Here is an 18365-nt window from a genome sequence, read left to right on the forward strand (position 1 = left end):
TTTTTTTCTTCACCCGCCCCCCACCTTGTAAACCCCGTTATAGGTTACACTGTGCCCCACCCCCCCGCTGGCCGGGGGGGGGGGGGGGGGGGGGGCGGGGGGGGGCCCGGCGGGGGCCCGGACCGCGGGGGCGAAGGGGCCGGCCCGGACGACCGCGGTGACCTCGGCCACCTCGCCCCCGACGCGGCACCCGGCCACCACCGCCCCCTGGGCCCCCGCCACCCGCCCGGCCGCCGCACAGGCGGCCTGCGGGCCGTGCGCCCAGGAAGCCGCCGCCGCGAGGGCCGCCAGATCAGCCGCGGCGCCCGCCCGGTGCCGGGCCACCACCGCCTGCCCGAGCAGCAGCACACCCCCGAACACCGCCACCAGCACCGTGGCCACCACGGTGGCCCACACCGTCGCGGAGCCCCGGTCCCGGCTCACGGCGGCGGCCCCACGCTGTCCTCGGCCAGGGCCACCGCCCGCGCCCCGATCCGTACGGGCAGCCCCGCCGGACCCGGGGCGGGCGCCGCCACCCGGACCCGCCACAGATCGCCCGACCGCTCCAGCTCCACCTCCGCCCCCGGCGGGGCGGCCTGCCGGGCCGCCGCCAGCACCGCCTCCGCCGGCTCCGACCGGGCCGCCGCCCGGGCCCCCGCCCGGGCGGCGTCCACACACCGGATCTGCGCAGCCGCCGCCATCAGCGCCCACACCAGGAGCGCCGCGAACAGCACCAGGGCCGGAATGACGAGTGCCGCCTCCGCCGTCACATAGCCCCGGTCCGCGAGGGCCCGCGGCTTTACCTCAGAAGGGCGCATCGAGCGCCTTCCCGATGGTCGACTGGAGGGCCGTCGAGACCACGTCACTCGTCACCACCTTGTACAGAACCGCGGCGAACGCACAGGCCGCGATCGTGCCCATGGCGTATTCCGAAGTCGACATTCCCGCGTCGCTCCCGCGACCGCTCACAGCCGTCCGCAGACGAAACCAGATGATCCTCATGACAACCTCCTGTGGGATTACGTTCTTGATGTGATTTCAGGTTTTGATTCGGAGTCCCGCCGCAGCCTCGGGGGACTTCGGGATTTCAGCCGGCCGACAGCAGACCGGAGGCCATTCCGATCACCACCGGAGCCACCCCGACCGCGAGGAAGGCGGGGAGGAAGCACAGCCCCACCGGCGCTGTGACCAGAACCGCGGCCCGCTGCGCCCGGGCGGCCGCCTGCCGGGAACGGTCCGCCCGCAGGGCCGCCGCCAGCCGGGAGACCGGCTCCGCCGCGGGCGCCCCCGTCCGCGCGGCCCGCTCCAGGCACTCCGCCAGGCCCCGGGCCCCGGGTATGCCCGCCAACCTCCCCCACGCCGCGCCCGGTTCGCCGCCGAGCCGGAGCTCCGCCCCCGCCAGCGCCAGCCGCTCGCCCACCGGCCCGCCCAGCGACTCCCCCACCACCTCGGCCGCCTCCACCGGCCCCGCACCCGCCGCCAGACAGGCGGCCAGCAGGTCCGCCGCGAGCGGCAACTGCCCTTCCGCCTCCCGCGGATCCACCCCGGCGGGCGGCCGGGGCCGGGCCGACCACCACCGCACACCGGCCGCCGCACCGCACCCGGCCAGCAGCCCCGGCACCCCGCCGACCAGCAACCAGCCCGCCAGCAGCACCCCGGCCGGCACCGCCCAGGCGACCACCGCCTCCCGCACCCGGCGGCCCCGCAGCGGCCCCCTCCGTACGGGCTCCGCCGCCCGGAAGACGGCGGCGAGCCTGCGCCGCGCCGCCCGCCGCCCTATCTGCGCCGACACCGCCGACGCCAGGCCCCACACCGCCACCGCCACGCACAGGACCGTCCCCAGCCTGTGGACCACCGCCCCGCCCATCACCGCTCCCCCGTCCGTACGATCCGGCGGCACCACAGCAGCCCCAGCGCCTCCAGCACCCCGCCCGCCGCCAGGCAGCCCCAGCCCACCGGCGAGTGCAGCAGCACCCGCAGCGGGTCGGCCCCGAGCCCGGTGCCCATCAGCAGCCCCACCAGCGGCAGCAGCGCGAGCACCACCGCCGTCGACCTGGCCCCCGCCAGCTGGGCCCGCAAGGACTCCTTCCGGTCCCGCTCGGCCCGCAGGGCCCCCTCCAGCCGGTCCAGCCCGGCCGCGAGCCCCGCCCCGCCGTCCACCGAGACCAGCCAGCAGGCCGCCATCCCGGCCAGCCCCTCGGCGCCCGGCTCCCGCGCCGCCTCACGGAGGGCGCAGGCCACGTCGCCGCCGAACGCCGCGGCCGCCAGCACCGCCGCCTCCGCCGGACCCGGGCCGCCGGGGCCGGCCGCCGTACGCCGTATCGCCGCCGTCAGCGCCTGCCCGGGCTGGGCGCCGGCCCGCAACTCCCCGACCACGGCCCCGCACAGCGCCACCACCTCCGCCGCCCTGGCGGACCGTGCCCGCTCCCGCTCCCGGGCCCGCAGCCACCGGCGCACCAGCGGCACCGCGGCCACCCCCAGCAGCAGCGGGATCGGCGACCCACCGAGGACGGCGACCAGCAGACCGGCCGCGAGCACGGCCCCCTCCCGCCACCGCGAGGCCCGCACGCGCACCGCGGCCGCCAGCCGCAGCCCGGGCGGCGGCCCGCCCGGCAGGGCCGCAACTCCCCCCGCCAGGACCAGCCGGGCCCGGCGGGACGGCCCGTCGCCCCCGGCCAGTCCCCAGGCGGCCGCCCCGGCGCACAGCGCCCCGGCGAACACCGGCACCGACCCGAACGCCCCGGCGTTCACCGGGCACCCCGCAGCAGCGGACCGAGCCGCTCCCAGCCCCGCTCCCGTACGAAGCCGCGCGCACCCCAGCGCAGTGCCGGGACGGTCACCACCAGTCCGGCCGGGTCCCGCTCCAGCACATGGACCTCGGCCACCCTCCGGCGCCCCGAGCGGTCCCGGACCAGATGGACCACCAGGGTCAGCGCGGCCGCCAACTGGCTATGCAGGGCGGCCCGGTCGAGACCGGCGGCGGTCCCGAGGGCCTCCAGCCGGGCGGGCACGTGCTCGGCGGCGTTGGCGTGCACCGTGCCGCAGCCACCCTCGTGCCCGGTGTTGAGGGCGGCCAGCAGATCGGCCACCTCGGCGCCCCGCACCTCGCCGACCACCAGCCGGTCGGGGCGCATCCGCAGGGCCTGCCGGACCAGGTCGGCCAGGGTGACCAGCCCCGCACCCTCCTGGTTCGCCGGCCGCGTCTCCAGCCGCACCACATGGGGGTGGTCCGGCCGCAGTTCGGCGGAGTCCTCGGCCAGCACGATCCGTTCGGCCGGCCCGACCAGTCCGAGCAGGGCGCTGAGGAGGGTGGTCTTCCCGGTCCCCGTCCCGCCGGAGACGAGGAAGGACAGCCGGGCCTCGACCATCGCCCGCAGCAGCCGCTGACCGCCCGGCGGCAGGGTCCCGGCGGCGACCAGCTCGTCGAGCGTGAACGCCCTGGGCCGGACCACCCGCAGCGACAGGCACGCCGATCCGACGGCCACCGGCGGGAGGACGGCGTGCAGCCGGGTGCCGTCCGGCAACCGGGCGTCCACCCAGGGCCGGGCGTCGTCCAGCCGCCGCCCCGCGACCGCGGCCAGCCGCTGGGCCAGCCTGCGCACGGCCTCGGCGTCGGCGAAGGTCACCCCCGTCAGCTCCAGCCCGCCGCCCCGGTCCACCCACACCCGGTCCGGGGCGGCCACCAGCACATCGGTGACCCCGGGGTCGGCGAGCAGCCGCTCCAGCGGCCCCGCCCCGACCAGCTCCGACCGCAACTCGGCGGCCACGCCCAGCACTTCCGCGTCCCCGAGCAACCGGCCCTGCGCCCGCAGGGCCGCCGCGACCCGGGCGGGCGTGGGCTCCGCGCCGTCCTCGGCGAGGCGCCGGCGTACGGCGTCCAGCAGGACCGCGCTCATGCCGGCACCCCCTGCGCGGAGCCGAGCGCCCGCCGCCAGAAGCCGTCGCAGAAGCGGGCCAACGCACCCCGCGCGCCCGGCGGTTCCCCCTCGGCCACCCGGCCGGGCAGCCCCACCTCCACGGGCACCTCCCCGGCCAGCGGCGCTCCCAGCAGCGCCGCGACCGCTTCGGCGTCGAGCCCCTGCCGACAGCGGCCCCGTACGACCACGCGGACGTCCCGGGCCACCATCCGCACCCCGGCCGCGACCCGGCCCGCCGCGGCCACCGAGCGCAGTTCGCCGGGGACCACGAGCAGGACGAGGTCCAGCTGGGCCAGTACCTCCGCCACGGCCTCGTCCACCCGGCGGGGCAGGTCGACCACGACCACCCCGCCCCGCCGGCGGGCGGCGGCCACGACCGACCGCATCGCGGCGGGCGGCACCACCACCCGGTCGCCCCGGTCCCAGCTCAGCACGCGCAAGGCGTGCAGTTCGGGCAGGGACTCCTCCAGCGCCCCGGCTCCGACCCGGCCGCGCGAGGCGGCGAGGTCCGGCCAGCGCAGCCCCTCGGCGCCCTCACCGCCGAGCAGGACGTCCATGCCCCCGCCGAGGGGGTCACCGTCGATGAGGATGGTGCGCTCCCCGGACCGGGCGGCCCGCAGCGCGAGGGCGCAGGCGAGGGTGGAGGCCCCGGCCCCGCCGCTGCCGCCGATGACCCCGACGGTCAGGGCGGGCCTCCCGGCCCCTTCGACGACATCGGCGAGGCGGTCGACGAGCCGGTGCTCGGCGTCGGGCAGCCGCAGCACCTCCTCTGCGCCGATCTCCACCGCCCGCTGCCACACGAAGGGGTCGTCGAGGTCGCGGCCGACGAGGAACACCCCGTCCCGGCGCGGTGCCCCGCGCACCCGGCGCGCGACGTCGTCCCCGACCAGGACCAGCGGGGCGGTGTCCCAGCCGACGGCCGCGCGGCCTCCGGCGCCGCTCGCGTCACCCCCGCCACCGGGGTCACCACCGGCCCCGCTTTGCTCCGGCACCGCGTGGTGCACATGCGGCTCGGCGCCCGCCGCGGCGCACAGCCGCAGCAGATCGTCGAGCAGCAGCGGGTCCTCGGTGATGATCAGCGGCCGCCCGCCGCCCGGCACGGCCCCCGCCACACGGGCGGGCAGCCCGCTCCCACCCGCCACGACGGGCTCCGGCGCTTCGCACGACTTCGATCCAGCCATGATCTCCGCCCCCTTCTCACTGCAAATCCACACGCCGCGGACTTCGCGGCTGGAATCACGGTGCAGGGATCCGGAAAAAGAAGTGGATCTTGCTGGAAAACTGTGGACAAGAAGCCACTTGTGAATATCTTCGCCACCCCATCAGGTGAGTTCCGGAGCGCGCCGGAACAACTACGCAGAGTCACGCGTCGGAGGGGGTGAGGGCCGGTGCCGTGCGGGCCCGTCGAAGGGGAGGGGTCGCGCAGATGTCCGTCGGAAGCCGAAGGAGTGGGGCGCAAACCGCGTCCGGACATGCGACGACCCCCGCCGGGGGGGAGAGCGGGGGTCGTCCCCACGGTCCGACTCGGGGGGGGAGGAGCCAGACCGGGTTAGCACGGTCGCGAACGATCCGTGACTTCCATGGTGTACCCGAGAGCCTTCTCAGGCAAACCCACGCGCCACACCTTACGCCGAATGGTGGGCGCATATGCTCGGTGCGTGGAAAATCAGCCCTTGCCGCACTCCTCGCCTCGGACCGCCGCCTTCTTCGACCTGGACAAGACGGTCATTGCGAAGTCGAGCGCCCTGACGTTCAGCAAGTCCTTCTACCAGGGTGGCCTGATCAACCGGCGGGCCGTGCTGCGGACCGCGTACACCCAGTTCATCTTCCTGGCCGGCGGCGCCGACCACGACCAGATGGAGCGGATGCGCGAGTACCTGTCCGCCCTCTGCAAGGGGTGGAACGTCCGGCAGGTGCGGGAGATCGTCGCCGAAGCGCTGCACGACCTGATCGACCCGATCATCTACGACGAGGCCGCGTCCCTCATCGAGGCCCACCACACCGCGGGCCGTGACGTGGTGATCGTGTCCAGCTCCGGCGCCGAAGTCGTCGAGCCCATCGGCGAGATGCTCGGCGCGGACCGGGTCGTGGCCACCCGCATGGTGGTCGGCGAGGACGGCTGCTTCACCGGGGAGATCGAGTACTACGCCTACGGGCCCACGAAGGCGGAAGCCGTGCGGGAGCTCGCCGAGTCCGAGGGCTACGACCTCGCGCGGTGCTACGCGTACAGCGACTCCGTCACCGACGTACCGATGCTGGAGGCGGTCGGGCATCCGCACGCGGTCAATCCCGACCGGGCCCTGAGGCGCGAGGCCGTCGCACGGGAGTGGCCGGTGCTGGTGTTCAGCAAGCCGGTGCGGCTCAAGCAGCGGCTGCCCGGCCTGTCCGTGCCCGCACGGCCCGCGCTCGTCGCCGCGGCGGCGGTCGGCGCGGCCGCGGCGACCGCCGGGCTGGTCTGGTACGCGAGCCGCCGCAGGGCCGCCGCCGCCCTCGCCTCGGCCTGATCCGCGGCCCCTCCGGAGGCAGGAGTCTTGTCCTGACCTGGGGCGATACGGGGTGTCCGAATCACCCAGTTTCGCCGGGAAAGTAAAGAACTCGGGCCAGGGGTTTCACTCCGCTCCGAAGAGAGGTACAAATGAGTCACGGCCCGCGAGACCAAAGAACATCCGAGAGGATCATCTTTAAAACGCAGTAAGGCCCACGGACCGAAGCATGAACGCCGAGCACCCACGCGACGTCGACCCGTCGATTACGGGCCAGCCGCACCAGGCCACGGGCAAAGTACCCGGCCTGATGGGCACCATCGAGGACGCTTGGTAACTGGGCGTAAATGCCAGCGGCGACACCAGAGCAGTATGGTGTCGCCGCAACCCTGTGCGCCCTGCGCCGCGCCCTACGCCGCGCCGCGCTGGAGCGCCTCGCACACCGCCGTCGACTCGCGCGCACCGAGTTCGACCGCGCGCCCGCAGTGCGCGATCCAGGCCGCCATCCCCTCGGCAGTCCCCGAGACGTAGCCCTTGAACGCCTCCAGGTAGGCCTCCGGCCCCTGCTCGGCGTGACCGACCTCGGCCGGGCAGATCGCCTTCGGGTCGAGACCGCTGTTGATCAGCACGATCCGCTCCGCGGCCCGCGCGACCAGTCCGTTGTGCGAGGCGAAGGGCCGCAGCGCCATCAGCTCGCCGTGCACCACCGCCGCCGTGACCAGGGCCGGAGCCGACCCGCCCGCGATGACCACCCGGGACAGGCCGTCGAGCCGCCCCGCGACCTCGTCGGCGGCCGGGAGCGGAAGGTCCACGAGCGGCTCGTCCACCGGCTCACCGGCCAGGCGGGGGCGGCCCACCACGTCCCCCTCCTCGGCCGAACCGGACGCGACCAGGTGCAGCCGGGCGAGGACCCGCATCGGCGACTGCCGCCAGATGCTCAGCAGCTGGCCGGCCTCCGCCGTCAGGCGCAGGGCCGCACCCACCACCAGCGCCTCCGGATCCGCGCCGAAGTCGGTGCGGCGGCGGACCTCCTCCAGCGCCCAGTCGGCCCCGGACAGCGCCGCGCTCCCCCGGGCGGCGCGCAGCGCGGCCTCCGAAGTGATCTCCCCGCTGCGCCGGCGCATGACCCGGTGCCCGTAGACCCGGTCCACGGCCTTGCGTACGGATTCCACGGACTCTGCGACACCCGGGAGGGCGCCCAGGGCCGCCAGCGGGTCAGAAGCACTACTCATAAGTAGGGAGCCTACGCACTGCGCCCCCATAGCACCGACCCCTCCTTGGAGTGGTCTTCTTCACTCACCTTGACCACACTCCGCGGTCGAGCCACTACTCTTGGTGAACATGAAGATCGCTTTCGTGGGAAAGGGAGGCAGCGGGAAGACCACGCTGTCCTCCCTCTTCATCCGCCACCTCGCAGCCAGTGGTGCCCCCGTCGTCGCGGTGGACGCCGACATCAACCAGCACCTGGGAGCCGCCCTCGGGCTCACCGAGGACGAGGCCGCCGCACTGCCCGCGCTGGGCGCGCACCTGCCCCTGATCAAGGAGTATCTGCGCGGCTCGAACCCGCGCATCGCCTCGGCCGACAGCATGATCAAGACGACGCCGCCAGGGCCCGGCTCCCGCCTGCTGCGGGTGGACGAGGACAACCCGGTCTACGAGGCCTGCGCGCGCACGCTGCTGCTGGACGGGGACCCCGTGCGGCTGATGGCGACGGGCCCCTTCACCGAATCGGACCTCGGGGTGGCCTGCTACCACTCGAAGGTCGGCGCGGTCGAGCTCTGCCTCAACCACCTGGTCGACGGCCCGGACGAGTACGTCGTCGTCGACATGACGGCCGGCTCGGACTCCTTCGCCTCGGGCATGTTCACCCGCTTCGACATGACCTTCCTGGTCGCCGAGCCGACCCGCAAGGGCGTCTCGGTCTACCGCCAGTACAAGGAGTACGCCCGCGACTTCGGGATCTCGCTGCGGGTGGTCGGCAACAAGGTGCAGGGGCCGGAGGACATCGAGTTCCTCCAGGACGAGGTGGGCGAGGACCTGCTGGTCACCTTCGGGCACTCCGACTGGGTGCGGGCGATGGAGCGGGGCCGCCCTGCCGCCTTCGACCTGCTGGAGGCCACCAACCGGCTGGCCCTGCGGGCCCTCCAGAATGCGACGGAGGACTCCTACTCCGGGCGGGACTGGGGCAGGTACACCGACCAGATGGTCCACTTCCACCTGCGCAACGCCGAGAGCTGGGGCAACGCCAAGACCGGGGTCGACCTGGCGGAGCAGGTCGACCCCGGCTTCGTCCTCCACGAGGGTCTGGTCAGTCCTCTTCCGGCTCGCCGGCCGGCCCCTCAGCCGGCTTGACCTTGCCCGCGTGCGGGGCGGCCGGAGCGGCCGGCGGCCCCGCGGTGAGGAACTTCGTCCAGCCTTCCTTCGGCGCCTGGCCGACCTCCAGGGACCGCAGCCAGTCCAGCGTCTTCGGGTCCTGGGCGTCCAGCCAGTCGGCCAGCTCCCGGAAGGGCACGCAGCGGACCTCCTTCTGGGTGCACATGGTCTTGATGGACTCCTCGACGGCCCGCATGTAGGTGCCGCCGTTCCACGACTCGAAGTGGTTGCCGATGATCAGCGGTGCGCGGTTGCCCTCGTAGGCCCGGTCGAAGGCCTGCTTCAGGCCGTCGCGCATCTGGTCGCCCCAGTACTGGTGCTGCGAGGGGTCGCCCTGGGTGGTCGTCCCGGACTGGTTGACCATGTAGTTGTAGTCCATGCTCAGGGTGTCGAAGGCCCGCCCCGGCATCGGCACCAGCTGGAGCGGGAGGTCCCAGAGCCCGTCCGTCTTCTTGGGCCAGACCTGCTTGCTGATCCCGCTGGAGTCGTAGCGGAAGCCCATGTCCCTGGCCGCCAGCATGAAGTTCTTCTGGCCTTCGAGGCAGGGGGTGCGGGCGCCGATGAGCTCCTTGTCGTAGTCGAAGGGGAGCGGGTCCATCTCCTTCAGGCCGGCGTTGGTCTTCCAGTTCTTGACGAAGGACTTGGCCTGGTTGATCTCGCTCTTCCACTCCTCGACGGACCAGGTGCCCACGCCGCCGTCGGGACCGCAGAAGTGGCCGTTGAAGTGGGTGCCGATCTCGTTGCCCTCCAGCCAGGCCGCACGGACCTGGGTGGCGGTGTCCTTGATGCCCTGGAGGTCGCCGAAGCCGATGTCGGAGCGGCCGGGTGAGTGCTGCGGCGCGGTGTAGAGGGAACGTTTCTCCTCCGGCAGCAGGTACACGCCGCTGAGGAAGTAGGTCATCCGCGCGTTGTACTCCTTGCCGACCTCGCGGAAGTGCGAGAAGAGCTTCTGGCTGTCCTCGCCGGCCCCGTCCCACGAGAACACCACGAACTGCGGCGGCTTCTCGCCGGGCTTGAGCTTCTCCGGCTTCTGCACGTTCGGCTGCGCACCGGTGTAGGCGGTCGAGCCGTCGCCGATCGGCCGGTTGACGCTGCCGGGCGCCTCGGGGGCGGCGGCGCCCTTCCTCCCGTTCGGCGCGCCGGGGGACCCGCGCCCCGGAGACCCCGAACCGCTGCACCCGGCGGCGCACAGGACCAGGGCCGTGGCGACCAGCCCGCCGGCGATCTTCTTCGTGGCGGCCATCATCCGCACACCTCTCCCTCGCAGTTCCGAAGCAGGACGTTCGCGACGCAACGTCCCACGCGGTGCGGTTTTAGGAAGGTGTGACAAGCCAGACAAAATGCTTAATCACTCTCTCGGGTGGGCTTCTAGGCCATTTGCCCGTATTACCTCCCGCTCTTCTTTACTCTCCATTACCATCCATTTACCGAGTGTTGAGACTCCCGCCGCTTCATCCCTCCCCAGAGGAGACGGGACCCCATGACAGCCACCGCACCAGCCTCATCCACCGTCCGGCAGCCATCGGGCGGGAGGAGCTTCCGCAAGGACCTCCCGGCCGACCTCTCCGCATCCGCAGCCGTCTTCCTGATCGCCCTGCCGCTCTCCCTCGGCATCGCACTCGCCACCGGCGCCCCCCTGCAAGCCGGGCTGGTGGCCGCGGCCGTGGGCGGGATCGTGGCCGGACGGCTCGGCGGCGCGCCCCTCCAGGTGAGCGGCCCCGCCGCCGGACTCACGGTCGTGACCGCCGAGTTGATCCAGCACTACGGCTGGCGCACCACCTGCGCCATCACGGTGCTGGCAGGCTGCTGCCAGCTCGGACTCGCCCTCCTGCGCACGGCCCGGTCGGCGCTGATGGTCAGTCCGGCGATCGTGCACGGGATGCTCGCGGGCATCGGCGTGACCATCGCGCTCGCCCAGCTGCACATCGTGCTCGGCGGCACCCCGCAGAGCTCTGCCGTGGCCAATGTGCGCGGCCTGCCCGCCCAGTTGGCCGATCCGCATCCGGCCGCGCTGGCGGTGAGCGCGCTGACGCTGGGCGTCCTGCTCGGCTGGAACCGGCTGCCCGGGCGGGCGGGCCGCGCCCTGCGGAAGGTGCCGGCCGCGCTGGCCGCCGTCGCCTCGGCCACGGCGTTCGCGGCCCTCGCCGGGCTCGCCCTGCCCCGGGTCGACCTGCCGTCCTGGAGCAGCCACGCGCTGCCCGAACTGCCCGAGGGGCCGGTGCTCGGACTGATCGCCGCCGTCCTGACCATCACGCTGGTCGGCAGCGTGGAGTCCCTGCTGTCCTCGGTCGCCACGGACAAGCTGATCGCCTCCGAGCGCGGTACGGACAACCGCCCGCCCCGCGCCGACCTCGACCGCGAACTGCGCGGCCAGGGCGCGGCGAACATCGTCTCCGGGCTGCTGGGCGGGCTGCCGATCACGGGTGTGGCCGTGCGCAGCGTGGCGAACGTCAAGTCGGGAGCCGTCAGCCGGAAATCGGCCATGTTCCACGGCCTGTGGGTGGTCCTCGCGGCCGGTCTGCTCGTCCCGGTCCTGGACCTGATCCCGCTCGCGGCCCTGGCCGCCCTGGTGATGGCCGTCGGGATCCAGATGGTCAGCATCACGCACCTGCGGACGGTCAGCCGGCACCGCGAGATCCTGGTCTACGCGACCACGATCGCGGCCGTGGTACTGGGCGGGGTGCTGGAGGGCGTGGCCGTCGGGATCGCGGTGGCCGTGGCCCTGGCCCTGCGCCGGCTGGCCCGGACCCGGATCACGGCCGTGGAGCACGAGAGCGTCCACCGGGTCACGGCGCGCGGGCAGTTGACCTTCCTGGCGGTGCCCCGGCTCAGCCGGGTGCTGAACCAGGTCCCGCACGGCGGGCACGCGGTGGTCGAGCTGGACGGTTCGTTCATGGACCACGCCGCCTACGAGACCCTGCAGGACTGGCAGGAGTCACATCTGGCGCACGGCGGTTCGCTCGAACTCACCGGCCGGGGCGGCGCGGCGATCTCCGGCGGGGCTCGGGGTGCGTCCGGCGACTCCCGCTCCGGCGGGGACGAGCACCCCGGCGAGGGTGCTCGCGAGGGCGGGAGCGCGGTGGCGGGCGGCCACCGGGCCGAGGCGGGCCGGGGGGCGCACCAGTGCTGCCGCCCCTGGACGCCCTGGCAGAACCACTGCGACCACCGGGCCGCCCAGTCCGTCCCCGCCCCCCAGGCGGGACACGGCGGCGCCGAGGGCGCTGCCCTGCCCAAGGTTCCCAGCGCGGCGGGGGCCCCCGGATCCCCGGCGGCCGCCCCCAGGCGGCGCGGGGCGGGCCAACTCGTCAGCGGGATCGGCGCCTTCCAGCGGGACACCGCCCCGCACGTGCGGGAGGAGCTGGCCCGGCTGGCGCGCGAGGGCCAGCGCCCCTCGCAGCTCTTCCTGACCTGCGCCGACTCCCGCCTGGTCACCAGCATGATCACCGCCAGCGGCCCGGGTGACCTGTTCACCGTGCGCAACGTGGGCAACCTCGTCCCGCTGCCCGGCGCCGAGTCCGGCGACGATTCGGTCGCGGCGGCCATCGAGTACGCCGTGGACGTGCTCCAGGTCGCCAGCATCACGGTGTGCGGGCACTCGGGCTGCGGGGCCATGCAGGCCCTGCTCAACTCCCGCCCGGGCGCCCCGGTGACCCCGCTGAGCCGCTGGCTGCGGCACGGCCTGCCCAGCCTGGAGCGGATGGGCAGCCGGCACCACGCCTGGGCCCGGATCTCGGGACGGCTCCCGGCCGACGCGGTGGAGCAGCTCTGCCTGACCAACGTGGTGCAGCAGCTGGAGCACCTGCGGGCCCACGAATCGGTGGCCCGGCGGCTCGCCGACGGGACGCTGGAACTGCACGGGATGTACTTCCACGTGGGTGAGGCCCAGGCCTATCTCCTGTCCTCCGGCGAGGACTTCTTCGACTGTCGCGTTTTCGACAGCGTCGGCCAGAACGCCTGACCGGAGGCCCGTCCGAACCGATACCCTCCCGTATCCGTGCAAGCCGTCAGCCCCTTCCCGCACCCCTGTGGCGGGAAGGGGCCGTCCGTACGCCGCCGGCCGACGCCGACACGCCGTGCGTACGGGGCCGGGCACGGGCCCAGTCGTGGTATAGGTCTAAACCAATTTTCGGCAACCCCTTGTCACCTGGGCGTCTGACTGATGAGCTGTCCCCCGGGGACTCAGCTATGCCCGGGGGACAACGGAACCCCTGGGAAAGGGAGATGTCGTGAGCAACGAAAGCCTGGCCAACCTGCTGAAAGAGGAGCGGCGGTTCGCACCGCCCGCCGATCTGGCCGCCGCCGCGAATGTGACCGAGGCCGCCTACGCGCGGGCCGACGCGGACCGGCTGGGCTTCTGGGCCGAGCAGGCCCGACGGCTGACCTGGGACACCGAGCCCACCGAGACGCTCGACTGGAGCAACCCGCCCTTCGCGAAGTGGTTCGCCGACGGCAAGCTGAACGTCGCGTACAACTGCGTCGACCGGCACGTGGCGGCCGGCAACGGCGAGCGCGTCGCCATCCACTTCGAGGGCGAGCCCGGCGACAGCCGCTCGATCACCTACGCCCAGCTCAAGGACGAGGTCTCGCAGGCCGCGAACGCCCTCACCGAGCTCGGCGTCCAGGCGGGCGACCGGGTAGCCGTCTACCTCCCGATGATCCCCGAGGCGGTCGTCGCGATGCTCGCGTGCGCCCGCGTCGGCGCCGCCCACTCGGTGGTCTTCGGCGGCTTCTCCGCCGACGCCGTCGCCTCCCGCATCCAGGACGCCGACGCCAAGCTGGTGATCACCGCCGACGGCGGCTACCGCCGCGGCAAGCCCAGCGCCCTCAAGCCCGCCATCGACGAGGCCGTGGCCAAGTGCCCGCAGGTCGAGCACGTCCTCGTCGTCCGCCGCACCGGCCAGGACACCGCCTTCACCGAGGGCCGCGACCTGTGGTGGCACGACCTGGTCGGCCGCCAGTCCACCGAGCACGTCCCGCAGGCCTTCGACGCCGAGCACCCGCTGTTCATCCTCTACACCTCGGGGACCACGGGTAAGCCCAAGGGCATCCTGCACACCTCCGGCGGGTACCTCACGCAGGCCTCGTACACCCACCACGCCGTCTTCGACCTCAAGCCGGAGAGCGACGTCTACTGGTGCACCGCCGACATCGGCTGGGTCACCGGGCACTCCTACATCGTCTACGGCCCGCTGGCCAACGGCGCCACGCAGGTGATGTACGAGGGCACCCCGGACACCCCGCACCAGGGCCGGTTCTGGGAGGTCGTGCAGAAGTACGGCGTCACCATCCTCTACACCGCGCCCACGGCGATCCGCACGTTCATGAAGTGGGGCGACGACATCCCCGCGAAGTTCGACCTGTCGAGCCTGCGCGTGCTCGGCTCGGTCGGCGAGCCGATCAACCCCGAGGCCTGGATCTGGTACCGCAAGCACATCGGCGGCGACCGCTGCCCGATCGTGGACACCTGGTGGCAGACCGAGACCGGCGCCATGATGATCTCCCCGCTCCCGGGCGTCACCGCCACCAAGCCGGGCTCGGCCCAGCGCGCCCTGCCCGGAATCGGCGCCACCGTCGTCGACGACGAGGGCCACGAGGTCCCGAACGGCGGAGGCGGCTACCTGGTCCTCACCGAGCCGTGGCCGTCGATGCTGCGCACCATCTGGGGCGACGACCAGCGGTTCATCGACACCTACTGGTCCCGCTTCGAGGGCCGCTACTTCGCGGGCGACGGCGCCAAGAAGGACGACGACGGCGACATCTGGCTGCTGGGCCGCGTCGACGACGTGATGCTGGTGTCGGGCCACAACATCTCCACCACCGAGGTGGAGTCCGCGCTCGTCTCGCACCCCTCCGTCGCCGAGGCCGCCGTGGTCGGCGCCGCCGACGAGACCACCGGTCAGGCGATCGTGGCCTTCGTCATCCTGCGCGGCAGCGCCTCGGAGACGGAGGGTCTGGTCGGCGAGCTGCGCAACCACGTGGGCGCCACCCTCGGACCGATCGCCAAGCCGAAGCGGATCCTGCCGGTCCAGGAGCTGCCGAAGACCCGCTCCGGCAAGATCATGCGCCGTCTGCTGCGCGACGTGGCGGAGAACCGCGCGGTCGGTGACGTCACCACGCTCGCGGACTCCTCCGTGATGGACCTGATCCAGACGAAGCTGCCCAGCGCCTCCGACGAGGACTGACCGGCGACCGATCGAAACGGCCCCCGAGGGCGTCCGGCGCACAGCGCGCCGGGCGCCCTCCGCCCGTTTAAGGTGAAGATCACCCGATACAGCGGAACGGGCCCTGTAAAATATGAGAAGCGTCAAGATTTGACGCTCTAAAAGTCTCACTGAAGTCTCTGGGTGCGCCGGGAAGTCTGGTCGGCAACTGCATGCGTCATGCCGTCGACCGACCGGAGGTTCCCCCCGTGGCCACGCCCGCACCCCGCCGCAAGCTCCTCGGACGGCTCTCGCTCCCCGAGCGCCGCTTCGTCGCGGACGCGCTGCGCACCGAGACCGTCGGCGGCGTCCTGTTGCTGGTCGCCGCGATAGCCGCCCTCATATGGGCCAACATCCCCGCCCTCACGGACAGCTTCGACAGCGTCCGTTCGTTCCACATCGGCCCCGCCGCCCTCGGCCTGGACCTCTCGCTCCAGCACTGGGCGGCCGACGGCCTCCTCGCGGTCTTCTTCTTCGTCGCCGGCATCGAGCTCAAACGCGAACTCGTCGCGGGCGACCTGCGCGACGCCAAGGCCGCCGCCCTCCCCGTCGTCGCCGCCCTCTGCGGTATGGCCGTACCCGCGCTGGTCTACCTGCTGGTCAACACCCTCGGGAGCGGCTCGACCGCCGGCTGGGCGGTCCCGACCGCCACCGACATCGCCTTCGCCCTCGCCGTCCTCGCGGTCATCGGCACCTCGCTGCCCTCCGCGCTGCGCGCCTTCCTGCTGACCCTGGCCGTCGTCGACGACCTCTTCGCCATCCTGATCATCGCGGTGTTCTTCACCGGCAGCATCAACTTCCCGGCCCTGGGCGGGGCCGTACTGGGCCTGGTCCTCTTCTGGTTCCTGCTGCGCGCCGGCGTTCGCGGCTGGTACGTCTACGTCCCCCTCGCCCTGGTCATCTGGGGCCTGATGTACAACAGCGGCGTCCACGCCACCATCGCCGGCGTCGCCATGGGCCTGATGCTGCGCTGCAGCCGCCGCGAGGGGGAGCGGCACTCCCCCGGCGAGCACATCGAGCACCTGGTCCGGCCCCTGTCGGCCGGTCTGGCCGTGCCGCTCTTCGCCCTGTTCTCCGCGGGGGTCTCCCTTTCGGACGAGTCGATCGCTCAGGTCTTCACCCGTCCCGAGACCCTCGGCGTGGTCCTCGGCCTGGTCGTCGGCAAGACGGTGGGCATCTTCGGCGGCACCTGGCTGGCCGCCCGCTTCACCCGGGCCGAGCTCAGCGAGGACCTCGCCTGGCCCGACGTACTGGCCGTGGCCTCCCTCGCCGGGATCGGCTTCACCGTCTCGCTCCTGATCGGCGAACTCGCCTTCGCCGAGGACCCCGTGCTCACCGACGAGGTCAAGGCGGCCGTCCTGCTCGGCTCCCTCATCGCGGCCGTGATCGCCTGCGTCATGCTCAAGCTGCGCGACCGCAAGTACCGGGCGCTGACCGAGGCCGAGGAGCGCGACGAGGACCGCGACGGGATCCCGGACATCTACGAGGAGGGCAACCCGGAGTACCACTTGCGGATGGCACGGATCCACGAGGAGAAGGCCGCCGAACACCGCCGCCGGGCCACCGCCGCCGCCCTCGCGGCGGGCCCGGAGCCGGACGGCGGCGCGAGCGAAGGCGCGGGCGGATCCAGCACGCGCGCCGACCGTCCGGCATGATCTGACTGACGACGGAGGACAGCCGCCGGCAGACGACGACAGAGGGAGACAGAGATGAGCGCAGTGGACCAAGGGGCTCCGGGGGCCGAGCGCACACTCGGCCAGCTCGTCGCCGCGGCCACCGCCGAGATGTCCGCCCTGGTGCACGACGAGATCGCGCTCGCCAAGGTGGAAATCAAGCAGGACGTCAAGCGCGCGGGCATCGGCAGCGGCGCCGCGATCGCGGCCGGCGTGCTCGTGCTCTTCTCCCTCCCCGTACTGAGTTTCGCCGCGGCCTACGGCATCCACAATCTCGGGCTCGGGCTCGCCTGGTCCTTCCTCATCGTCGGCGGCGCGTTCTGGCTGCTGGCAGGCCTGGTCGGGCTGCTGGCGGTGGCCAAGTTCAAGAAGATCAAGCCGCCGGTGAAGACGATGGACTCCGTCAAGCAGACGGCCGCGCTGGTGGGAACCGTCAAGCCGCATCCGCGGCCGTTGAGTGACCAGGCCGTGGGTGTGGCACGCTCGTCCTCATGACAGCCCCCTCGCCGGACTCCAGCACTCCGCCCACCGCTGCCACGGCGGTACGGATCGACCTGCCGGACGGCAGGGCGGTGACCCACCGGGACGTCGCCGCCAACGGCGCCCGGTTCCACGTCGCGGAGCTCGGCGACGGGCCGCTGGTCCTCCTGCTGCACGGCTTCCCGCAGTTCTGGTGGACCTGGCGGCACCAGCTGACCGCCCTCGCGGACGCCGGGTACCGCGCGGTCGCCATGGACCTGCGCGGGGTGGGCGGCAGCGACCGCACCCCGCGCGGCTACGACCCGGCGAACCTCGCGCTCGACATCACCGGGGTCGTCCGGTCCCTCGGCGAGCCGGACGCCGCCCTCGTCGGGCACGACCTGGGCGGCTACCTCGCCTGGACGGCCGCCGTGATGCGGCCCAAGCTGGTGCGCCGGCTGGTGGTCTCCTCCATGCCGCACCCGCGCCGCTGGCGCTCGGCCATGATGGGCGACCTCGGCCAGACCCGGGCGAGCTCCCACATCTGGGGCTTCCAGCGGCCGTTCATCCCCGAGCGGCAGCTGGTCGCCGACGACGGCGCCCTCGTGGAGCAGCTGATCCGCGACTGGTCCGGGCCGCGGCTCCAGGAGGACAGCGCGGACGAGGACGCGCTCGCCGTGTACCGGCGGGCGATGTGCATCCCGTCCACCGCGCACTGCTCGATCGAGCCCTACCGCTGGATGATGCGCTCGATGGCCCGTCCGGACGGACTCCAGTTCTACCGCCGGATGAAGCGGCCCGTACGGGTGCCGACGCTGCACCTGCACGGATCGCTGGACCCGGTGATGCGGACGCGGAGCGCCGCCGGTTCCGGGGAGTACGTCGAGGCCCCGTACCGGTGGCGGCTCTTCGACGGCCTGGGGCACTTCCCGCACGAGGAGGACCCGGCCGCCTTCTCCGCCGAGCTGGTGAACTGGCTCAAGGACCCGGAGCCCGACCGCCCCTGAGGGCCTCTCAGCGGCATCTGACGGGCCTTTGGCCAGTACGTGACGGCACGGTGTCCGGTTCCTGACGGCCCGCAGTTTATTCGCGCGCCGGTCTTACGGTCGTTCAATTGCCCGGCGCATAGGCCAATTGGCCGCCCCGGACGGGGTTACCGACCTTGGAGGCCGGGCACAGCTCGTTGTATGGGCTGGACGCACGACCACGGTGACACCGCACGCGAACGCCGCTCGGCCACGGTGCCGGGCACGCACGACAGGGGGGCGGCCCGGGAAGGGC

Annotated in this window: 16 protein-coding genes; 7 read left to right on the plus strand and 9 right to left on the minus strand. The window is 73.2% G+C overall.

The features are described 5' to 3' along the window. Nucleotides 1-9: 9 nt before the first annotated feature. From AB0F18_RS05110 to ssd, 7 genes are all read right to left on the minus strand, one after another. Complete coding sequence (locus tag AB0F18_RS05110; RefSeq protein WP_362055126.1) at nucleotides 10-528, minus strand: Rv3654c family TadE-like protein; 519 nt, start codon at nucleotides 526-528, stop codon at nucleotides 10-12. After that, nucleotides 420-797, minus strand: coding sequence for a TadE family type IV pilus minor pilin (locus AB0F18_RS05115; protein ID WP_362055127.1), 378 nt, complete (start codon nucleotides 795-797; stop codon nucleotides 420-422). The genes AB0F18_RS05110 and AB0F18_RS05115 overlap by 109 nt, the downstream gene beginning before the upstream one ends. Then, nucleotides 784-981, minus strand: a complete 198-nt coding sequence (locus AB0F18_RS05120; RefSeq protein ID WP_362055128.1) for a DUF4244 domain-containing protein — start codon at nucleotides 979-981, stop codon at nucleotides 784-786. The genes AB0F18_RS05115 and AB0F18_RS05120 overlap by 14 nt, the downstream gene beginning before the upstream one ends. A gap of 85 nt (nucleotides 982-1066) precedes the next feature. Next, nucleotides 1067-1846, minus strand: coding sequence for a type II secretion system F family protein (locus AB0F18_RS05125; protein ID WP_362055129.1), 780 nt, complete (start codon nucleotides 1844-1846; stop codon nucleotides 1067-1069). Continuing rightward, nucleotides 1846-2730 carry a type II secretion system F family protein gene (locus AB0F18_RS05130; protein ID WP_362055130.1) on the minus strand — a complete coding sequence of 295 codons (885 nt, stop codon included), beginning with the start codon at nucleotides 2728-2730 and terminating at the stop codon, nucleotides 1846-1848. The genes AB0F18_RS05125 and AB0F18_RS05130 overlap by 1 nt, the downstream gene beginning before the upstream one ends. After that, entirely contained in the window at nucleotides 2727-3875 is a 1149-nt protein-coding gene (locus AB0F18_RS05135; protein ID WP_362055131.1) for a TadA family conjugal transfer-associated ATPase, read from the minus strand. The genes AB0F18_RS05130 and AB0F18_RS05135 overlap by 4 nt, the downstream gene beginning before the upstream one ends. Continuing rightward, the gene (ssd, locus tag AB0F18_RS05140) at nucleotides 3872-5077 is read right to left on the minus strand and encodes a septum site-determining protein Ssd (RefSeq protein WP_362055132.1); all 1206 of its coding nucleotides are present in this window, start codon (nucleotides 5075-5077) and stop codon (nucleotides 3872-3874) included. The genes AB0F18_RS05135 and ssd overlap by 4 nt, the downstream gene beginning before the upstream one ends. 453 nt (nucleotides 5078-5530) lie before the next feature. Here ssd and AB0F18_RS05145 point away from each other — a divergent pair, with 453 nt between their 5' ends. Continuing rightward, nucleotides 5531-6400 (plus strand): HAD-IB family hydrolase, encoded by an 870-nt coding sequence (locus AB0F18_RS05145; protein ID WP_362055134.1) that lies wholly within the window; start codon nucleotides 5531-5533, stop codon nucleotides 6398-6400. 389 nt (nucleotides 6401-6789) lie between these two features. On the opposite strand, the gene AB0F18_RS05150 is transcribed toward AB0F18_RS05145, so the two are convergent. Then, complete coding sequence (locus tag AB0F18_RS05150) at nucleotides 6790-7611, minus strand: oxidoreductase (protein WP_362055136.1); 822 nt, start codon at nucleotides 7609-7611, stop codon at nucleotides 6790-6792. A gap of 109 nt (nucleotides 7612-7720) precedes the next feature. Between AB0F18_RS05150 and AB0F18_RS05155 the strand changes: the two genes are divergently transcribed. Beyond that, a complete protein-coding gene (locus tag AB0F18_RS05155; RefSeq protein ID WP_362055138.1) occupies nucleotides 7721-8731 on the plus strand; it encodes an ATP-binding protein in 1011 nt (336 codons plus the stop codon). Here AB0F18_RS05155 and AB0F18_RS05160 read toward each other — a convergent pair. Next, nucleotides 8688-9998 carry a hypothetical protein gene (locus tag AB0F18_RS05160; protein ID WP_362055139.1) on the minus strand — a complete coding sequence of 437 codons (1311 nt, stop codon included), beginning with the start codon at nucleotides 9996-9998 and terminating at the stop codon, nucleotides 8688-8690. The two genes, AB0F18_RS05155 and AB0F18_RS05160, sit on opposite strands and share 44 nt — an antisense overlap. A gap of 234 nt (nucleotides 9999-10232) precedes the next feature. Between AB0F18_RS05160 and AB0F18_RS05165 the strand changes: the two genes are divergently transcribed. The 5 genes from AB0F18_RS05165 (at nucleotide 10233) to AB0F18_RS05185 (ending at nucleotide 18091) form a co-directional block, all read left to right on the plus strand. Further along, nucleotides 10233-12710: a SulP family inorganic anion transporter gene (locus AB0F18_RS05165; RefSeq protein ID WP_362055141.1), complete on the plus strand. Its 2478-nt coding sequence runs from the start codon at nucleotides 10233-10235 to the stop codon at nucleotides 12708-12710. Nucleotides 12711-12978: 268 nt separating this feature from the next. Continuing rightward, the gene (acs, locus tag AB0F18_RS05170; protein ID WP_362055142.1) at nucleotides 12979-14934 is read left to right on the plus strand and encodes an acetate--CoA ligase; all 1956 of its coding nucleotides are present in this window, start codon (nucleotides 12979-12981) and stop codon (nucleotides 14932-14934) included. Between the two features lie 227 nt (nucleotides 14935-15161). After that, nucleotides 15162-16607, plus strand: a complete 1446-nt coding sequence (nhaA, locus tag AB0F18_RS05175) for a Na+/H+ antiporter NhaA (protein ID WP_362055144.1) — start codon at nucleotides 15162-15164, stop codon at nucleotides 16605-16607. 54 nt (nucleotides 16608-16661) lie between these two features. Next, nucleotides 16662-17120, plus strand: coding sequence for a phage holin family protein (locus AB0F18_RS05180; protein WP_344169478.1), 459 nt, complete (start codon nucleotides 16662-16664; stop codon nucleotides 17118-17120). Then, on the plus strand, nucleotides 17117-18091 hold the full coding sequence (locus tag AB0F18_RS05185) for an alpha/beta hydrolase (protein WP_362055146.1): 975 nt from the start codon (nucleotides 17117-17119) through the stop codon (nucleotides 18089-18091). Before AB0F18_RS05180 ends, AB0F18_RS05185 begins: the two co-directional genes overlap by 4 nt. Nucleotides 18092-18365 lie beyond the last annotated feature (274 nt).

It is taken from the genome of Streptomyces sp. NPDC029216 (assembly GCF_040648015.1).
Lineage (GTDB): Bacteria > Actinomycetota > Actinomycetes > Streptomycetales > Streptomycetaceae > Streptomyces.